This window comes from Streptomyces africanus (assembly GCF_002150735.1).
GTDB classification, from domain to species: Bacteria; Actinomycetota; Actinomycetes; order Streptomycetales; family Streptomycetaceae; genus Streptomyces; species Streptomyces africanus.
Genome location: NZ_MUKA01000077.1, coordinates 16,228 through 34,618 on the forward strand (window position 1 = coordinate 16,228; position 18,391 = coordinate 34,618).

General features: G+C 72.6%; 15 protein-coding genes. 5 read left to right on the plus strand and 10 right to left on the minus strand.

From position 1 onward, the window contains the following. Positions 1-124: 124 nt before the first annotated feature. From CCL05_RS12515 to CCL05_RS12550, 9 genes are all read right to left on the minus strand, one after another. Positions 125-1,366, minus strand: coding sequence for a hypothetical protein (locus CCL05_RS12515; protein ID WP_086560584.1), 1,242 nt, complete (start codon positions 1,364-1,366; stop codon positions 125-127). Beyond that, a complete protein-coding gene (locus tag CCL05_RS12520; RefSeq protein ID WP_086560585.1) occupies positions 1,363-3,120 on the minus strand; it encodes a DUF3492 domain-containing protein in 1,758 nt (585 codons plus the stop codon). The genes CCL05_RS12515 and CCL05_RS12520 overlap by 4 nt, the downstream gene beginning before the upstream one ends. A 189-nt stretch (positions 3,121-3,309) precedes the next feature. Beyond that, entirely contained in the window at positions 3,310-4,947 is a 1,638-nt protein-coding gene (locus tag CCL05_RS12525; RefSeq protein WP_086560586.1) for a dipeptide ABC transporter ATP-binding protein, read from the minus strand. Continuing rightward, complete coding sequence (locus CCL05_RS12530) at positions 4,944-5,942, minus strand: ABC transporter permease (protein WP_086560587.1); 999 nt, start codon at positions 5,940-5,942, stop codon at positions 4,944-4,946. Before CCL05_RS12530 ends, CCL05_RS12525 begins: the two co-directional genes overlap by 4 nt. Continuing rightward, positions 5,939-6,949 (minus strand): ABC transporter permease, encoded by a 1,011-nt coding sequence (locus CCL05_RS12535; RefSeq protein ID WP_086560588.1) that lies wholly within the window; start codon positions 6,947-6,949, stop codon positions 5,939-5,941. Before CCL05_RS12535 ends, CCL05_RS12530 begins: the two co-directional genes overlap by 4 nt. A gap of 4 nt (positions 6,950-6,953) precedes the next feature. After that, positions 6,954-8,672: an ABC transporter substrate-binding protein gene (locus tag CCL05_RS12540; protein WP_086560589.1), complete on the minus strand. Its 1,719-nt coding sequence runs from the start codon at positions 8,670-8,672 to the stop codon at positions 6,954-6,956. Positions 8,673-8,851: 179 nt separating this feature from the next. Then, a complete protein-coding gene (locus CCL05_RS47250) occupies positions 8,852-8,944 on the minus strand; it encodes an Ms4533A family Cys-rich leader peptide (RefSeq protein WP_341868251.1) in 93 nt (30 codons plus the stop codon). 68 nt (positions 8,945-9,012) lie between these two features. Then, positions 9,013-10,197 (minus strand): DUF3152 domain-containing protein, encoded by a 1,185-nt coding sequence (locus CCL05_RS12545; protein WP_425275910.1) that lies wholly within the window; start codon positions 10,195-10,197, stop codon positions 9,013-9,015. A gap of 542 nt (positions 10,198-10,739) precedes the next feature. Further along, positions 10,740-11,774 carry an alpha/beta fold hydrolase gene (locus CCL05_RS12550; protein WP_086560591.1) on the minus strand — a complete coding sequence of 345 codons (1,035 nt, stop codon included), beginning with the start codon at positions 11,772-11,774 and terminating at the stop codon, positions 10,740-10,742. Positions 11,775-12,074: 300 nt separating this feature from the next. On the opposite strand from CCL05_RS12550, the gene CCL05_RS12555 reads away from it, so the two are divergent. The 4 genes from CCL05_RS12555 to CCL05_RS12575 all read left to right on the plus strand — a co-directional run bounded on the left by CCL05_RS12555 (position 12,075) and on the right by CCL05_RS12575 (position 13,979). Next, the gene (locus CCL05_RS12555; RefSeq protein ID WP_086560592.1) at positions 12,075-12,299 is read left to right on the plus strand and encodes a hypothetical protein; all 225 of its coding nucleotides are present in this window, start codon (positions 12,075-12,077) and stop codon (positions 12,297-12,299) included. A gap of 207 nt (positions 12,300-12,506) precedes the next feature. Next, the gene (locus tag CCL05_RS12565) at positions 12,507-13,154 is read left to right on the plus strand and encodes a TetR/AcrR family transcriptional regulator (RefSeq protein WP_086560594.1); all 648 of its coding nucleotides are present in this window, start codon (positions 12,507-12,509) and stop codon (positions 13,152-13,154) included. A 135-nt stretch (positions 13,155-13,289) separates the two neighbouring features. Further along, positions 13,290-13,517 carry a DUF3107 domain-containing protein gene (locus tag CCL05_RS12570; RefSeq protein WP_010047710.1) on the plus strand — a complete coding sequence of 76 codons (228 nt, stop codon included), beginning with the start codon at positions 13,290-13,292 and terminating at the stop codon, positions 13,515-13,517. 192 nt (positions 13,518-13,709) lie between these two features. Next, positions 13,710-13,979: a hypothetical protein gene (locus CCL05_RS12575; protein WP_086560595.1), complete on the plus strand. Its 270-nt coding sequence runs from the start codon at positions 13,710-13,712 to the stop codon at positions 13,977-13,979. Positions 13,980-14,398: 419 nt separating this feature from the next. Here the strand turns inward: CCL05_RS12575 and CCL05_RS12580 are convergent, their stop codons facing one another. Further along, a complete protein-coding gene (locus CCL05_RS12580; RefSeq protein ID WP_208641468.1) occupies positions 14,399-15,154 on the minus strand; it encodes a ferritin-like fold-containing protein in 756 nt (251 codons plus the stop codon). Positions 15,155-15,631: 477 nt separating this feature from the next. Here CCL05_RS12580 and CCL05_RS12590 point away from each other — a divergent pair, with 477 nt between their 5' ends. Continuing rightward, positions 15,632-18,340 (plus strand): DEAD/DEAH box helicase, encoded by a 2,709-nt coding sequence (locus CCL05_RS12590; protein ID WP_086560597.1) that lies wholly within the window; start codon positions 15,632-15,634, stop codon positions 18,338-18,340. Positions 18,341-18,391: the final 51 nt, after the last annotated feature.

Consider the following 18,391-nt stretch of genomic DNA (forward strand, 5'->3'; position numbering starts at 1 on the left):
GCTCCCGGGACGGTCGGGGCTGCTGGACGGGTGGTCATGCGGGTTCTCCTTGAGACGGGGAGGGAGGGGGAAGGGAGGGATCTGCGGGTGCTGCCGGTGCCGGCGGGGCCCGTGGCAGCGGCGGTCACCGGGAGGGTTCCGGCGGTGCGTGGGCCGAGGCCCTGGTCAGCTTGCGGGTCGCGTGGACCAGGAGGGCCAGGGCCGCCACGCCGCAGGCCAGGGTGGGGACGGTGCCGGCGCCCCAGGTGGTGACGAGGGTTTCGACGGGGACTGCCAGCAAGCCGCAACCGGGAAGGCGGGAGGTGAAGACCACGGCGAGGGCGGCCGCTTGGAGCGTGGCCGTGGCGGTGAGGACCACGGCCGGGGCGTAGGCGAACCCGTGGGCGGTGAGGAGGCGGGCCAGGAAGAGGAGTGCGCCCAGGGTGAGGGTCTCGGCGTAAGGAGCGGGCTCGTCGAGGGCTGCGGCGCAGACGGTGAGCAGGACCGTCAGGACGCCCAGGAAGAGGGCGAAGATGCCGAGCAGGAGCGGTCGTACGGCGGCGGCGAAGTCCTCCAGGTCGCGGCTGGCCGCGAGCTTGCGGCGGGCACGCGCGGTGAAGAGGTGGGCGGTCCAGGCGGCGGGCGCGCAGGCCAGGGCGAGGGCCAGGACGGGGGTGGCGGTGAGGGGCCAGGGGCCGTCGGCCGCGCCGGTGGGCAGGCTGTCGGGTCCTCCGGCGACGGCGCCGTCGAGCAGCCCGTTGCCCAGGAGGGCGTAGGCGACGAGCCAGGTGGTCCAGGTCGTGGCTCTGCCGGGGGCTGTGCGGTCGGGTCTGCTCAGCGGGCCTCGGCGCAGGGCCGCGCGGAGGGCCAGGGCCACGGCGAGGGTGCCGGCTGCCGCGGCGAACAGGCGCGACTGGCCGTGGGTGAGGTGCACGGCGGCCACGGCGGCGGCGCACAGCGTGCCCGGCAGGAGTGTCAGCAGGGCCCAGTCGGCGCGTGCCCGTGGAGCGGCGGGCGCGGCGGACGGGGGTGCGTCCCCGTCCCGGGAGGCCCGCGCGTACATCTCCTCCGCGAGGGAGAAGACGTCCCGGTGGCGGAAGCGGGTGGCGGTCCGGTCGGTGATGCCGTGCGCCTCCAGGCCCGCCGCGATCTCCAGGGGGTCCACCGCGCGTTCGCACAGCTCCCGGTGGCGGTGCATCAGCGCCTTCACGGGGTCGGCGGCACCGCGACGCGGGGCGGCGGGCTTGCGGTCGGCGGCGGCCTCCGGGTCGGATGCGGACGTGGTCGCGGGGCTCGTCGCCTGCTCCGGGCCGACGCCCCCACGTGCCCCGGGTGCTCCCGGGCCGGCCGGGGTCTCCGGGCGGTCCAGTTCGCCCAAGCCGCTCATCGTGCTCCCTCCGGGGCGGTGGCGGGGACGGGAGTGGTGGCGCGTACGGGTCTGGCCGCCCAGCCGGGGCCGCCGCGGACGACGAGGCTGGGTGACGGGGCGGCCCAGCGGATCGGGACGTGGTCCTCGGCGGGTACCGCGAAGGGCAGCGGCGCTCCCGCTTCGTCGAGGACCACACGGCGGATCGGGGCGCGCGAGACGATCTCCAGGTAAATGCCGTGAAATGCCTCGATGTTCTGCTCGACCGTGAACAGTTCGAGGGCACGGGCGCGGGCGGCGGCACCCAGGCGTGCACGGCGCGCCGGGTCGCGCAGCAGCGCCACGCACGCCTCGGCGAGCGCCCGCGGGTTGCGCGGCGGTACGACGATCCCGGTGCCGCCGATGACCTCCACGACCGCCCCCACGTCGGTCGACACGGTCACGCGTCCGCAGAGCATGGCCTCGACGAGGCTGATCGGGAAGCCTTCGACGACGCTGGAGAGGACGGTCACGGCGCCCGAGGCGTAGGCGTCGGCGAGCGCCGGCAGTTCGGGCCCGCCGATCTCCTCGAAGGAGACCGGGTTGTCGCCGGTGGCGTGCGGGCCGTCGGCTTCGTCGGGAAAGAGCTGGGCGGCCAGCGTCCGGCAGTGGCCGAGGTAGGCCGTGCCCTCGGCACCGGCGGGCGCTCCGACGATGCGCAGGCGGGTCTTCGGCTGGCGCTTGCGGATCTCCGCGAAGGCGTGCAGCAGTGAGACCAGGTCCTTGGCGGGCTCGACGCGTCCGACCCAGACGAGGGTGTCCGGGTCGGCGCACTCGGGGGATTCGCCGACCTCGGCGAAGGGCCGGGCGTCCATGCCGGGGTAGACCGTGCGGAGCTTCTCGCGGTCGGCGCCGCAGCGCTCCTGCCAGCGGCGGGCGTGCGTGTTGCCGGCCGTGACGACCTCGGCCCGGGCGTAGGCCTCGGCCGCGAGCCGGCCGTGGAAGGCCGCCAGCAGGGACCGTACGGCGGGCGGGGCATCCGGGGCGCTGAGGTAATGGGTGCGCAGGCGCACGCCGTACTCGGTGACCAGCAGGGGGACGCCGGTGAAGTGGCGGGCGAGCAGGCCCGGCAGGGCGGCCGGGCCGCCGGACGCGGCGTGGCAGAGGTCGACCGCGCCCAGTCCGTCGTCCTCGTACCAGTCGAGGGAGAGGGGGCGCAGGGCGCGTTCCAGGTGTGCGGCCACGGCGAGCAGATCCGGTACGCGGGCCTCGCGCACCGTGCGGTGGGCGCCCGGCGCACGACAGGCGCGCTCCAGGGTGCGTACGGCGGCCTCGGAGCGGAGGGCTCCCACCAGGCCGCCGGTCTCGCGCGCGAGTTCGGCGAGCCCGTACAGAGCGTTGGCGAAACGGTCCGCCTCAGGGGCCGAAGCGCCCTCGGCAAACCCCTTGGCAGCGACCGACGCACCCCCCGCGGCCCCCCTGGCGACAGGGGGCGCGCCCCCGGACGCCCCGCTCAGCACGGCCGCCAGTTCGCCGAAGCACTCGGTGAACCGCCGGCGCGCGCGGCGGCCCAGGACCACCTCGTCGTCCTCGGCCGTCCACATCGGTGCGGTGCGTACCCCGCGGACGTTCGGCGGCAGCGGGATCCAGCCCTCGTCCTCCTGGTGCTGGCTGCGGCTGAGCGCGTAGACGTCGAACTCGTGCTGTCCGAGCCCGCGCACCAGCCGGTCGCACCAGAGCCTGGCGTCACCGCTCACGTACGGATAGCCACCCTCCGTAAGCAGTCCGATGCGCACGAGTGCACCCCCGATCTCCCGTATCAGGAGCCGCCGTTGTCCGGCGGCTCGCAGCGGGACGAACGTATGCGGACAAGGCGGTGGCGCGACGGACGGTTGTCCGTCGCGCCACCAAAAGGGGTGAACGGTCGTAACTTTCCCGTGCGGATCGCGTTCCGTCGCGCTAGGAGATCAACCGGACACGGATCGTCATGCTGCGGCCAACTCCCGTCGCTCGGCCCGGCGTAGCGCGGCGGCCTCCGGGTCGAGCGCCGGTACGGCGGCCAGCAGCTGCCTGGTGTACGGGTCCTGCGGCGTCCCGTACACCTCGTCGACGGGCCCTTCCTCGACGATCCTGCCCTGCCGCATCACCGCGACCCGGTCGCTGACCTGCCGTACGACGGCCAGGTCGTGCGCGACGAAGACCAGTGCGAGGCCGAGTTCGCGTTGCAGCTCGCCCAGCAGGGCGACCACGTGCGCCTGGGTGGTGACGTCGAGGGCCGACACCGGCTCGTCGCAGACGATGACGCGCGGGTCGGCCGCGAGCGCCCGGGCGATCCCGACGCGCTGACGCTGACCGCCGCTGAACTCGTGCGGATAGCGGTCGTAGTGGGCGCCTTCGAGCCCCACGCGCTCCAGCAGTTCCGCCACGCGCGCCTGGATGCGCCCCTCGTCCCGCTCACCCCGCGCGCGCAGCGGGTCGGCGATGGACTCGCCCACGCTGCGGCGGGGGTTGAGGGAGGAGACGGGGTCCTGGAAGACCATCTGCACGGCCGGGTTCACGCCGGTGTGCGGGCGGCCGTCGTACCGGACCTCCCCCGCCGTCGGTTCCAGCAGCCCGACGAGCATCCGTCCCAGGGTGGTCTTGCCGCTGCCGCTCTCGCCGACGATGCCGAGGGTCTCGCCGCGGTGCAGGGTCAGCGACACGTCCCGCACGGCCGTGAACGCCCGCTTCCCCCGCCCGAACTCGCGCCTGAGGCCGGTCGCCTCCAGGACGGCCCCCTTCGGGGCGGCCTCCTCCAAAACGGCCTCCTCCAAAACGGCCTCCTGCGGGGCCGTCGAGCCGGCCGCCGGCGCGTCCAGCCGCGGGACCGCGGCCAGCAGCTCCCGGGTGTACGGCTGGACCGGCGCGCCCAGCACGCGGGACACCGGGCCGTGCTCGACCGCCCGCCCGTGCCGCATGACCAGCACCTCGTCGACGCTCTCGGCGGCGACCCCCACGTCGTGCGTGACGAGCAGCAGGCCCATGCTCGTCTCCTCGCGCAGCGTGTGCAGCAGGTCGAGGACCTGGGCCTGGACGGTGACGTCGAGGGCGGTCGTCGGCTCGTCGGCGATCAGCAGACGGGGTTCGCAGGCCAGTGCCATGGCGATCAGGGCGCGCTGGCGCATGCCGCCGCTGAACTCGTGCGGCCGGGAACGCGACCGCCGGGCCGCGTCCGCGATGCCCACCCGGTCGAGGACCTCCACCGCACGCGCGCGTGCCGCCCGCCGCGACGCACGCGCGTGGACGCGGTACACCTCGGCGATCTGGTCCCCGATCGCGTAGTACGGATCGAGGGAGGACAGCGGATCCTGGAACACCATCGCGGCCTGCCCGCCGCGCAGCCGCCGCAGTTCCTCGTCGGAGGCCCGCTGTACGTCGGTGCCGGCCACCCGGACCGAGCCTCCGACCCGCGCTCCCGTGCCGTGGTGCAGGCCGAGCAGGGCGGACGCCACGGTCGACTTGCCGGAGCCGGACTCGCCGACGAGGGCCAGGGCCGCGCCCTCTTCCAGCCGGAAGGAGAGGCCGTCGACGGCCCGCAGCTCGCCGAAGTCCACGGAGAGGCCGGTCACTTCGACCAGGCTCATGTCAGCACCACCCGTCGGTCGGCCACCGCGTACAGCACGTCCGCGACGGCGTTGGCGAGGACCACGAAGAATCCGATGACCAGGACCATGCCGACCACGACCGGCAGGTCGACCACATTGACGGCATGGACGAGTTCCTGTCCGATGCCGGGCAGGCCGAACAGCGTCTCGGTGAGCACCGCCCCGCCGATCGCCGAGCCGACGTTGTTGGCGTTGAGCGCGATGACCGGCGCGAACGCCCCGCGCAGCGCGTGCCGCCCGACGATGGACCGTTCACCGACGCCGTACGCGCGGAAGGTGCGGATGTGGTCCTCGGCCAGCGTCTCCAGCATCGAGGCCCGGGTCAGCCGGGCGAACGCGGCGGCCTCGATGAGGGCCAGCGACAGCCAGGGGAGCAGCAGGTTCCACGCCCACTGCTCGGGGTCGTCGGTGAGGGCGACGTACTGCGGGAAGGGCAGCAGCCGCAGTTCCCCGCAGACGACGATCATCAGCACCAGCCCGATCACGAAGACCGGGGTGGCCGTGCCGGCGAGGGTGACGCCGGTCAGCACGCGCTCGGAGAACCGGCCGCGCCGCCAGGCGGAGAGCACACCGGTCCCGACGCCGAGGAGCAGCCAGAGCACCATCGCGCCCGAGACCAGGGACAGACTGACCGGCAGCTTCGTCCAGATCAGCTGCGTGACCTGCTGGTCGCTCTGGTACGACAGGCCGAAGCAGGGCGCGGAGCAGTGCTGCACGGACGTACCCGTCGAGTAGTCCTGGCCGGCGACGAGGCCCTGGAGGAAGTGCCAGTAACGCAGGAACAACGGGTCGTCCAGGTTCAGTTGCCGGGCGACCTGGTCCACCTGTTCCGGCGAGCAGCGCGGTCCGCAGGTGATCTGGGCGACGTTGCCGGGCGTCACGTAGAAGACGACGTAGACGATCACCGAGATGGCGAGCAGCGTGACCACGGCGCCGACGGCCCGGCGCAGCACGAATCCGGGGAATCCGCTCATGCCGCGCCTCCTTCGGTGGTCTTCGACTCCCTCTTCCGCCCCGTCCCGATCCGCAGCCGTGAGGCCGCGCGCGGGTCGAGCGCGGTGCGGACACCGTCGCCGAGGACGGTGAGCGCCAGCACCGTGACGAACAGCGCGCCCGCGGGCAGCAACAGGTATTGCGGGGCGGCCTGGTACCAGACGTCGGCGGCGGTGAGCATCTGCCCCCAGGAGGGCGTCGGCGGCTTCACCCCGACGCCCAGGAAGGACAGCGCGGCCTCGACGGTGATGTTCGTCGGCACGAGCAGCGCGGCGTACGTGATGACGGGCGCGGCGATCCCGGGCAGCAGTTCGCGGCGGGCGATGCTCCAGGTGCCCCAGCCGCTGAGCCGGGCGGCCAGGACGTGGTCGAGTTCCTTCAGGGTGAGCGTCTGCGCGCGCACGATCCGGGCGATGTTTCCCCAGCCGATCAGGCCGACGACGAGCGCGACGAGCACGGGCCGCGGAAAGCTCGACGGCACGATCGCGAGCAACGCCAGCGACATGATCATGAGCGGCATGGCGACGATGATGTCCGTGAACCGGCTCAACAGTTGATCAACCCAGCGCTTCCCGAGGGCGGCGGCGACGCCCAGGGTGACCCCGATGGTGACCTGCACGACGGTCGCGGCCAGGGCGACGCCCAGGGACACGCGTGCGCCGTACACGAGCCGCGCGAACAGGTCCCGGCCGGTCTGCGGTTCGACGCCGAACCAGTGGTCGGCGTTCGCTCCCCCGAGGGACCCGATGGGCACGCCTCCGCGCGCGGAGTCCACCAGGGAGGGGTGGTAGGTGGTCGAGTCCTGGCCCTCGACGGCGGTGAGCAGCGGCGCGGCGAGCGCGACCAGGACGAGCAGCGCGACGACTCCGGCCGCGACGAGGGCGGCTCGCTGCGTGCGCAGCCGCCGCCAGAACTGACGGACCCCCGAGGCGGCCGGGACGGAGGTGTCCGTCACGGCCGCCTCGGCGGCGAGAAGTGCCTCGCTCACGACGTCACTTCACCGCGACCTGCGAGATGTCCAGCACCCCGGTCCAGTCGCTGATCACGATGTTCTTGACGTCCTCGCCGTACAGGCGCTTGTAGACGGGGTGGAACAGCGGGACGGTCAGGGCCTTCTCGCCGATCTTCTTGTCCAGTGCCCCCCACCTCTTGGCGGCCTGGTCAAGATCCGTCAACTTGTTGATCGCGTCAATCTCGGCATTGACCGACTTGTCGTTCAGCAGACCCGTGTTGAAGTTCGCACCGTCCTTGACGATCTGGCGGCCGTCGAAGATCGGGGCGAGGAACGGACCGCCGGAGGGCCAGTCGGCGCCCCAGTGGGCGAGGAAGAAGCCCGGCTCGGTCTTCACGTCGTGGATCTTGTCGGAGTAGTCGTTCTCCTCCAGGCCCTGGAGCTTGACCGTGATGCCGGCCTTCTTCAGCGCGTCCTGGACGGCGGTCGCGATCTCCGGGCTGGTCTCGAAGTCCTTGGCGTTGGAGTGCGTCAGCGTGACGGTGAGCCCGTTCGGGTGGCCGGCCTCCTTCAGCAGCTGCCTGGCCTTGGCCGGGTCGCCGCTCTTGCCCGCCGGGAAGAGGTCGTACGGCGTGTACCCGAAGGACTTCTGGTCCGGCAGGAAGGTGGTGGCGGGCTCGGCCAGCGCGGACCCGCCCGCGGCGTTGACCACGGACGACCGGTCGATGGCGTACGAGATCGCCTGCCGCACCTTGACGTCGTTGAACGGCTTGATGTCCGGGTTGAACGCGAGGTAGTTCGTGTAGCCGAAGTGTCCGGTGCCGACGCGGGAGGCGAGGTCCTTGTCGCCGCTGACCTTCGCCAGCTCGGCAGGGCCCAGGTTGGTGTCCGTGGTGACGGCGGCGGCGTCCGCTCCCTGGGACGCGGACAGCCGCTGGTTGATCACGGACGAGTCGAGCCCGGACCGTACGTCGATCTTGTCCGGGTAGGCCTTGCGTTCGGCGTCGGTCGAGGCGGACCAGTGGGTGTTGCGCTCCAGGATCAGCCGCTCACCGTCGTTCTCGTTCCGCACCACCCGGTAGGGCCCGGACGAGACCGGGTGCTCCTCGTACTTCGTGCCCGTGTCCTTGCTCTTCGGGACGGGCGTGAACTGCGTCTGCGTGGCGAGGTACGGGAACTCGCCCTCGGGCTTGTTCAGGTGGAAGACGATGGTCCGCTCGTCCGGCGTCTCGATCGCGTCGAGGCCCTTCTTGTCCTTGTACGGGCCCTGGTAGCCGGCGGCCCCGACCAGCCAGTCCCGCAGGTAGGGGGCGCCGCCGGAGAGCTCGGGGGCGAACGAGCGCTCGATGCCGTACTTGATGTCGGCCGAGGTGATCGGCGTGCCGTCCTCGTACGTGAGCCCCTTCTTCAGGGTGTACGTCCACACCGTCGCGCCCTTGCTGGGGCGCCCGGTGTCGGTGGCGAGGTCGGGGACGACCTCGGTGCCGGCGGCGCCGTTCTCGCGGTTGCGGGTGGTGAGCGTACGGAACACCAGGGACGGGACGTTGCCGCCGCCGGAGGTGTACAGGCGCGCCGGGTCGAAGTCCTGCTGGGGACCGGCGTTCAGGACGGTGAGGGTGCCGCCCTTGTGGGGCGTGGAGTCGCCGCCGGCGCCCTTGGCATCGTTGTCCTCCGGGCCGCAGGCGACGGCACCCGCGGCCAGGACCAGGCTGACGGATGCCGCGGCCACGCGGCGCGCTGTGACGGACGGTTGGCGCATCGGAATGACGACCTCTCGGATGACGTCTCGGATCGCGAGACGAAGTGACGAAGGGTGAGACGAAGCTGGACACACGTCTGCCCGGCGCCGGGTCGTCGAAGAAACCGTGACAGTGTCACTGAGAACGTGACGTTGTCAGGGAGAAGGGGAGAATTCGCGACGCGCGCCTGGGGCGGGCGTCAGCAACAGTGGATGTCGGCCACGCAGAGCGGGGTCACACCGATGAGCGCCAGCTCGATGGCGGCGCGAACGGAGGCCTGGCGGGACGACATGCCCAGAAATATGAACGAACTTTCCGAGCATGTCAACGCGAGCCGCGCCACATCGCCTGGGGTGCCTGTCAACTCCCGGGGTACGGCCACGGGTTGGCGCGGCAGTGGATGCCGTCGTGGTCGAGGAACTTGGTCTGCTGCTGCATGACCGGGGCGAGACCGCCGTCCTTGTCGCAGGTGACGTGGCCGTAGCCGAGGCGGTGGCCGACCTCGTGGTTGATCAGCATCTGCCGGTAGGCGTGGATCTTGTCGCCGTACGTCTCCGAGCCCTGCGCCCACCGATAGGCGTTGATCATCACGCGCTCGGTGGCGGCCGAGTCGCAGGAGACGTTGTCCACGGTGGTGTCCAGACCGGACCTGGCGCACCAGTCGGCGGTCGTGCCGGGGCTGGCGAGCGTGATCACGAAGTCGGGCTTGCCGGAATAGATCCGCTCGAAGGTACGCGCGCCGTTGTGGGCCCAGCTGCGCGGGTCGTTGAGCGTCTTCTGCACGGCCTCGGCGAACAGTGCGCCGTCGAGCCCGAGCCCCTGCTCCACGTCCACGCGATAGGTGAACTTCTGCCCCGTACCCGGTGCCCCGGCGATGCCGGGCACGGCGTCGAACTTCCCCGAGCCCTTGAGCTTGGCGCCGAGCGGGTACGTCCTGCCCATCTTCTCGTCGTACGTCAGCGACTTCGCGCCGGGGGCCGGTACGGCCGCCCGCCCGTCAGCGCGCGACGGGGAGTCCCGGAGGTCGCGGGCCTGGTCGGTGGCGGACTGCGACTGCCCGCCGGAGCCGCCGGGCTCGTCGGTGACCTGACCGGCGACGATCACGGCCAGCACGGTGGTGACGGCGGCGGCCGCGATGCCGGTGAAGGTACGGCCCTTGGCGCCCTTGACCGGGGCGGGCGTGCCGGTGGGCGTCATGTCGTCGTCATCGTCGTCGTCGGAGCGGATGCCGGCCGGGGCGCCGGCCTTCCAGTCCGAGCCGGAGGCGTAGGCGTCCGCCGCGTGTGCGGAGGCGGGCGTACGGGGTGCGAAGACGTCGTCCTCCTCGTCGAAGGCGTTGAGATACTCCTGCCGCGGCCCGGGCCCGGGGGCCCGTCGCTGCCGCGGTATGGGAGTACCACCACTGCCCCTCAACTCACCCCAGCCACCCCCGGCTTCCCGCTGCTCGGGATGCCCTCCCCGGGCTTGGGGGAAGCCGTCCGCGGGAGTGCCGTCGGGAACCCGGGGCACTCCGCGTGCCGGCGTCCCGTCGGGAAGCCTCGGCATGCCGTGCGACGGCGTCCCGTGCCGAGGGCGCGGGACGCCATGCGCCCGCGTGCCGTCGGGAAGCCGTGGGCCGCCGCCCTGCGCCGGTGCCCCCTCGGGCAGCCTCGGAACGCCCCGCGCCGGCGTGCCGTCAGGAAACCGGGGCAGCCCGCGCGCGGGCGTGCCGTCGGGCAGGCGCGGAGCGCCGTGCACGGGCGTGCCGTCCGGCAGCCAGCCGTCCGGAAGCCGCGGCATCCCGGGCGCAGGCGCCCCTTGCGCAGACGTTCCTTGAGAAAGGGTTCCCTGCGAAAGCGTCCCGTGCGCGGACACCTCGTCCACCGTCGCGGGCCGAGGCCCCGGTGTCCGGCGCGGTGCCGCACCCGGCGGCGGCCAGCCGCCCTGCGACGCGGCCCGGGGCGGAGCCGTCCGGCCTCCCCGGTTCGTGTCCGCCGCCTGGCCCGGCCCCTGTCCCGACCCGGCCCGGCCGTCCTGTACTTCGGTTGTATCCGCGGTGTCGCCCTTGGCGACCGGCCCACGGCGGCTGTGGCGTCCCACGTCGCGCCTCAGCCCCCCATGCTCTCGTCGGTGCCCGTTTCGTCGACGGCCTGGTCCTCGCGAGCCCGCTTCGCTCGCCGTTCACCCGACTCCCCGGCGTCTTCGAGGAGTTCACGAAACGCCATGGCCACCGTCTCCGGGTACTCCATCATGGCCACGTGCCCCGCGTCCGGCAACGTCACCAGCCGCGAGTCGCGATACGCCCGGGCGGCCTTCTGCGCCATCCGGAAGCCCACGAGTTGGTCACGGCCACCGTAGACGAGGAGGGTCGGCGCGAGAACGCGTTCGGCCTGGCGCCACAGTCCCTGCTGGCCGCCCAGCGTGTACGCGTTGACGATCCCGCGCGCGGAACGCGTCATGGCGTCCCAGAAGTATGGCAGCCGCAGCCGCCGCTCCATCTCGTGCACCGCGTTGCTGAATCCTTCCGGCGTCACCCGTCCCGGATCCCCGTAACACAGCGCCAGCACGCCGCGGACGCGCTGCTCCACCGTCCACTCCCGGGTCAGCCGGGTGAAGAGCGGGGCGACACCGGGCACCGCCAGCAGCGCCGTGGGCACGGCGGTGCGCTGTACTCGGATTTCGGGCAGAGCGGGCGACACGAGCGTGAGCGTACGGACCAGATCGGGCCGTACCGCGGCGACACGGGTGGTGATGGCGCCACCGAGCGAGTTCCCGAACAGGTGCACGGGACCGCGCCCCGTGGCGTCGAGGTAGCGGATGACCGCGCGCGCGTGCCCCATGACCGAGTAGTCGCCGTCGTCCGGCGGCGGGGAGTCGCCGAAGCCCGGCAGGTCGAGGGCCTCGCTGTCGACGACGTCGTCCAGCAGCGGCATCAGCGCCGACCAGTTCTGCGAGGAACCCCCGAGTCCGTGCACGTACAGCGCGGGAGCCAGCCCCTGGCGCGCGGGGCGCCTCGACCGCACCGACAGCGTGATCCCGGGCAATTCGACCGAGCTGAGCCGCTCGCCCTCGGCGACCCTGACGGCCGCCACTTTCGGCAGCACATTGGCGGGCGGCACGAACGGCAGCTCGGTCGAAGACATGCGGCAATGTTACGAGACGATCACGTAGTGGCTCATGTGTTCGGCGTCACAAGAATCGGCCATGTGAGACGGGCACATGAGGCGGTCGCGGGGAAGGCGCGGGGAAGGAAAGACGCCCGGGAACGGGGAGGCGCCTGGGAAAGAAAGGGCAGGGCAGAAGCAGTCAACGGGATGCGCACTGCGTCACGTCCCGGACGCGGATCGCATAGCGTCCGGATCGGGTGTCTCCTAGGCTCGTAGGAAGGGCACCCGCGTGTGGCCCCTGCATTCCCAGGGACGTTCGTAGGAAGGGAGCCCAGCATGGCCGTAGACCCCACCGACCCGGAGACGTTCGAGGCCGAGGAGGTGCCGGAGACGCCGGAGTACGACGTCGAGGCCCCCGAGGTCGACGCGGCCGAGCAGCACACGGACGTCGCGCCGAACCGCGACGACCCGCTGACCGGTGTCGACCCGGACCGTGCCAATGAGGCCGACCTGGTGGAGCAGGCCCGGATCGTCTCTCTCGACGAGGACGACTACCGGTGACGCATGCCGCCGGGTGGCGACGAGGAACAGCACCGAGCAGGAAAGGAGCCGCATTTTGCCCGCTCTGCCCCTGTTTGAAACGTACTCAACCGCTTTCATAACCGTCCGGTCCGTGAAATTCTGCGCTCTCACCGCGCACACCACGGTTACTGAAAAGTACGATGGCGACGCGGCCAGATCCGCACATGGACGACTTTGGGAGGCGGCGTGACAGCCATCGAGCAGACAGAGGCGGTACGCCCGCGGGGCACACGCCTGCCACGCCGTGCCCGACGGAACCAGCTTCTGGGCGCCGCCCAGGAGGTCTTCGTGGCCCAGGGCTATCACGCGGCCGCGATGGACGACATCGCCGAGCGCGCCGGCGTCAGCAAGCCGGTGCTCTACCAGCACTTCCCGGGCAAGCTCGACCTGTATCTCGCGCTGCTGGACCAGCACTGCGAGTCGCTCATCCAGGCCGTGCGGAACGCGCTGGCGTCGACGACCGACAACAAGCAGCGCGTGCGGGCGACGATGGACGCCTACTTCGCGTACGTCGAGGACGACGGCGGCGCCTTCCGCCTGGTCTTCGAGTCGGACCTGACGAACGAGCCGGCGGTGCGCGAGCGCGTCGACAAGGTCACCACCGAGTGCGCGGAGGCGATCCGCGACGTCATCGCCGAGGACACGGGCCTGTCGCGCGCGGAGTCGATGCTGCTCGCCTCGGGTCTGGGCGGCCTCGCCCAGGTGGTGGCCCGGTCCTGGCTGCACAGCGATCGCAGTGTGCCGCGCGACGAGGCCGTACAGCTGCTCGCCTCGCTGGCGTGGCGCGGCATCGCGGGCTTCCCGCTGCACGGAACGGACCAGCAGCACCACTGACGGCGGCTTTGTTCCCGCCCGCTGTTCGCTCGTGGCGTTCTCGGGCGGAGCATGCCGGTCCCCTCACCGGGCTAATGTGTGCTGCGTACGGCGCGGAAGGTCGCGCACATCACTGACCGTCGGAGGGACATAGCCGTGGAGGTCAAGATCGGCGTGCAGCACGCGCCCCGCGAGATCGTTCTGGAGAGCGGTCAGAGTGCCGAGGAGGTCGAGCGGGCGGTGTCCGAGGCGCTGGCCGGGAAGTCGCCGCTGCTGACCCTCGTGGACGAGCACGGCCGCAAGGTCCTGGTCCCGGCCGACCGTCTCGCGTACATCGAGATCGGCGAGCCGGCCCCGCGCAAGGTGGGCTTCGGCGCTCTGTAGGCGCATGTGTGGAACGGGGCGGGGCGGCTGTCGGCCGACCCGCCCCGTTCCCGTTCCCTCTCCCGTGCGGCACACGGGTTCCTCCACGGTTGGAGCACGGTTCACCCACAGAAGTGGGTTGGATTCCGCAGGTCAGGGGTAAGACGGGCTACGACCGATTTGGGCAGCCGGCCATGTGGGAGGGACCTCGACATGCTCCTGGAAGCGCTGAGTTCCGCGATTCTCGGCCTGGCTCTGTCATGGGCGGCCACGCATCGCCTGGCGCACCGGCTCCCGGCTCGCCCCCTGGTCCTGTCAACCGGCGTCGCGGGCGCCCTCTTCGGGGCCTTCGTCATGCACAGCGCGCTGGACACCGGGCACATGCTGGTGGTGCTGCTCGGCGCGGTGATCGTCTCAGTGGCCTCACTGTCGCTGCTGCTGCGCCCGGCGGGCCGCCTACGCCGACGATCGGCGACGGCGTAACCGAAGCGGTCGGAGGCGCGGGACTCGCGCCCGGCCGCCCCCCGGCCCGCAGCCGCAACCACGCTGTCACGGAGCACTCCACGGCCGGCACGCCCTGCGCGCAACGCCCCACGACGGGGCCCTGCGCGCCCCACGACGGGGCCCCTGCGCCGAACGCTCCCCGGCCGCAACCACCCTGCGCAGAGCGCCACACGACCGGAACCACCCGGCGCGGAACGCCACACGACGGGGCCCCTGCGCCCAGCCCCACACGACCGGCCCCCTGCGCGAAGCGCCACCAGACCGACCCCTACGCCGAACGCTCCCCGGCCGCAACCACTCTGCGCGGAACGCCACACGACCGGAACACCCAGCGCAGAACGCCCCACGACCCGGCCCCTGCGCGGAGCGCCACGCGGCCGGGCCCCCTGCGCGGAGCGCTACGCCGCCAACCCCAGCGCAGCCATCCGCTTGGTGTGGGCCTCGGTGATGCGGGAGAACATCTTGCCGACCTCGGCGAGGTCGAAGCCGTCCGCGACGCCGCCCACCAGCATGGTCGACAGCGCGTCCCGGTCGGCGACCACCCGCTGGGACTGCGACAGGGCCTCGCCCATCAGCCGCCGCGCCCACAGCGCGAGCCGTCCGCCCACCCGCGGGTCCGCGTCGATCGCGGCGCGCACCTTCTCCACGGCGAAGCCGCCGTGCCCCGTGTCGTCGAGCACGGCCAGCACCAGACCGCGGGAGTCGGAGTCCAGCCGGGCCGCGACCTCCCGGTAGAAGTCACTGGCGATGGAGTCGCCGACGTAGGCCTTGACGAGGCCCTCCAGCCAGTCCGAGGGGGCCGTCTGCTTGTGGAACCCGTCGTAGGCCGCGACGAACGGCTCCATCGCCCGCGTCGGCTCCTCCCCGATCTCGGCGAGCCGGTCGCGCAACCTCTCGAAGTGGTGGAACTCGGCCGACGCCATCTTCGCCAGCTCCGCCTTGTCCTCCAGCGTCGGCGCCAGCTTGGCGTCCTCCGCGAGCCGCTCGAACGCCGCCAGCTCCCCGTACGCGAGCGCACCGAGCAGGTCCACGACCGCGGCGCGGTACTGCGGGTCGGCGGAGGCCGTCGCCCAGTCCCGGGCGGCGACTCCGGTGTGTTCGGCCGGGGTGGCGGTGGTGTCCGAGGCGTTCTCAGGCTTGTCAGAGCTCGTCATGAAGCGCACAATAGCCCGCCCGCCGGGAGGCGTAAGGCCCTGGTCAATCAGTGTGACGACGACTACGTGACCAAATCGGCCGTCGCGTGTGCGGGATTCCGGGGTATGGTGGTAATGCGCCTGCTGGTACGTCGACGTACCTCGACAGGCCGCACGTATGAGGATGCCCGGTCGGTGGCCCGATCGGCTCCGACCCGACAGACCCTCCCGTCCATACGGCACAGTGCGTACGGATGCCGGAGGGACACCCTCAGCGGCATGAGCGCTAGAGCGTCGGCGCGGTCCCGTGCTCTACGGCCCGCCCGTAGGCAGCCGACGTCCCCGGCACGGTCCGACAAGACCCCCGCGCTCGCCTCGCGCCGCCCACACAGAAGAGGCAGCACCCTGACTACGACGTTCCGAGAGCTCGGAATCCTCCCCGAGACCGCCGAGGCCCTGGAGGCCGTCGGCATCACCACCGCCTTCCCCATCCAGGAGATGACGCTTCCCGTGGCCCTTTCGGGCGCGGACGTCATCGGCCAGGCCAAGACCGGCACCGGCAAGACGCTGGGCTTCGGCCTCCCGCTCCTCGAGCGCGTCACCGTCCCCGCCGACGTAGAGGCCGGACGCGCCAAGCCCGAAGACCTCACCGACGCCCCGCAGGCGCTCGTCGTCGTCCCCACGCGCGAGCTGTGCACGCAGGTCACCAACGACCTGCTGACCGCGGGCAAGGTGCGCAACGTGCGCGTCCTCGCGATCTACGGCGGCCGGGCCTACGAGCCCCAGGTCGAGGCCCTGAAGAAGGGCGTCGACGTGGTCGTCGGCACCCCGGGCCGGCTGCTCGACCTCGCCGGGCAGAAGAAGCTGAACCTGAAGCACGTCAGGTGCCTGGTCCTCGACGAGGCCGACGAGATGCTCGACCTGGGCTTCCTGCCCGACGTCGAGAAGATCATCAACATGCTGCCGGTCCGGCGCCAGACGATGCTGTTCTCGGCGACCATGCCGGGCGCGGTCATCGGACTGGCCCGCCGCTACATGTCGCAGCCCACGCACATCAGCGCCACGTCGCCGGACGACGCGGGCAAGACGGTCGCGAACACCAAGCAGTACATCTACCGCGCGCACAACATGGACAAGCCGGAGATGGTCGCGCGCATCCTGCAGGCCGACGGCCGGGGACTGGTCATGGTCTTCTGCCGTACGAAGCGCACGGCGGCGGACCTCGCCGACCAGCTCCAGCAGCGCGGCTTCGCGTCCGGCGCGGTCCACGGCGACCTCGGCCAGGGCGCCCGCGAGCAGGCCCTGCGGGCCTTCCGCAACGGCAAGGTGGACGTCCTCGTCTGCACCGACGTCGCCGCCCGCGGTATCGACGTCGAGGGCGTCACCCACGTCATCAACTACCAGTCGCCGGAAGACGAGAAGACGTACCTGCACCGCATCGGCCGTACGGGTCGCGCGGGCGCCAAGGGCATCGCGATCACGCTCGTCGACTGGGACGACATCCCGCGCTGGCAGCTGATCAACAAGGCGCTGGACCTGGGCTTCAACGACCCGCCGGAGACGTACTCCACGTCCCCGCACCTCTACGCCGACCTCGGCATCCCCGAGGGCACCAAGGGCGTCCTGCCGCGCTCGGAGCGCAAGCGCGCCGGGCTGGAGGCGGAGGAACTGGAGGACCTGGGCGAGACGGGCGGCCGGGGGCCGCGCGGGCGCGGTGGCCGAAGCCGCGGCGGCCGGGACGAGTCCCCGTCGTCCGACCGTGAGCGGTCGGCCCGTACGCCGCGACGCCGCCGCCGTACACGCGGCGGGACGCCGCTGGACGGCGCACCGGAGTCCGCCGGCACCGCCGCTTCGGGCACCACGGCCACGGGCGGCTCCGCCGAGGCGGAGGCCGTCACGGCTCCGCGCACCCCGCGTCGCCGTCGCCGCACCCGCGGCGGCACCCCGGCAGCCGAGTCGGCGCCGGTCACGGCGGTCGAGTCCCCCGCGTCCGCACCGGCGGAGAACGCCGTGGCGACGGCGGAGGGCACCAGCACGGAGGCGGAGAAGCCGCGCCGGCGCCGTACGCGCAGGTCGGAGACTCCGGTGGAGACGCCGGCGGTGGAGGCCGCGGTGACGCCTTCGGCCCCTGCGGAGACCCCGGCACAGGCGGGCGCGGATGCCGCGTCGGTCGTGGCCGCCGCGGTGACCGAACAGCCCGAGGCGCCTGCGGCCAGGCCGCGCCGCCGCACCCGCAAGACCACGGCTTCCTCCGCGGCCGAGCAGGCGGTCGACACGGCCGAGGGGACCGTCGAGTCCGCACCGGAGCCGACGGAAACGAAGCCGCGTCGCACCCGCAAGACGGCTGCCAAGTCGGAGGCCCCTGCCGCTCCGGCCGAGGCCACGGAGACCAAGCCGCGCCGCACGCGCAAGGCGGCCGCCGCAGCGGAGGACGCCGTCGACACGGCCGAAACCGCCGAGGCCAAGCCCAGGCGCACCCGCAAGGCCGCCACGACTGAGGCCGCCGACGCCGCCGAAGCCACGGAGACCAAGCCGCGCCGCACGCGCAAGGCGGCCGCCGCAGCGGAGGACGCCGTCGACACGGCCGAAACCGCCGAGGCCAAGCCCAGGCGCACGCGGAAGACCGCCGCAGCAGCCGAAGCCGCCGCCGACACCGCCGAAGGCACGGAAGCCAAGCCGCGCCGCCGCACCCGCAAGGCCGTCGAAGCCGTCGAGCCCGCCGAGGCCGTCACCGCCGGGATCCCGGCCCAGACGGCTCAGGAGCCCGAGGCCGCCGAAGCCAAGCCGCGGCGTACGCGCAAGGCGACGGCCAAGGCCGAGGCGAGCGTGGACACGGCCGAGGCGACCGAGGCGAAGCCGCGCCGTACGCGGAAGACGGCCGCCGCGGCTGCGGATGCCGACACCGCCGACGGCACGGAGACCAAGCCCCGCCGCACGCGGAAGACCGCCGCAGCAGCCGAAGCCGCCGCCGACACGGCCGAAGGCACGGAAGCCAAGCCGCGCCGCCGCACCCGCAAGGTCACCGAGCCCGCCGATATCCCGGCACAGGCCGGGCAGGAGCCGGAGACGGCCAAGCCGCGCCGCACGCGGAAGTCGGCAGCGGCCGCCACGGCCTCCGCCGAGGTCGCGGACGACGCGGCCGAGGCGAAGCCGAAGGCCCGCCGCACCCGTAAGGCCACGGCCGCCGCGGAGACCACGGAGGGCTGACACTCCCTCGATGGCCCGGCCCCACCGCGTGTGGGGCCGGGCCATCGAGGG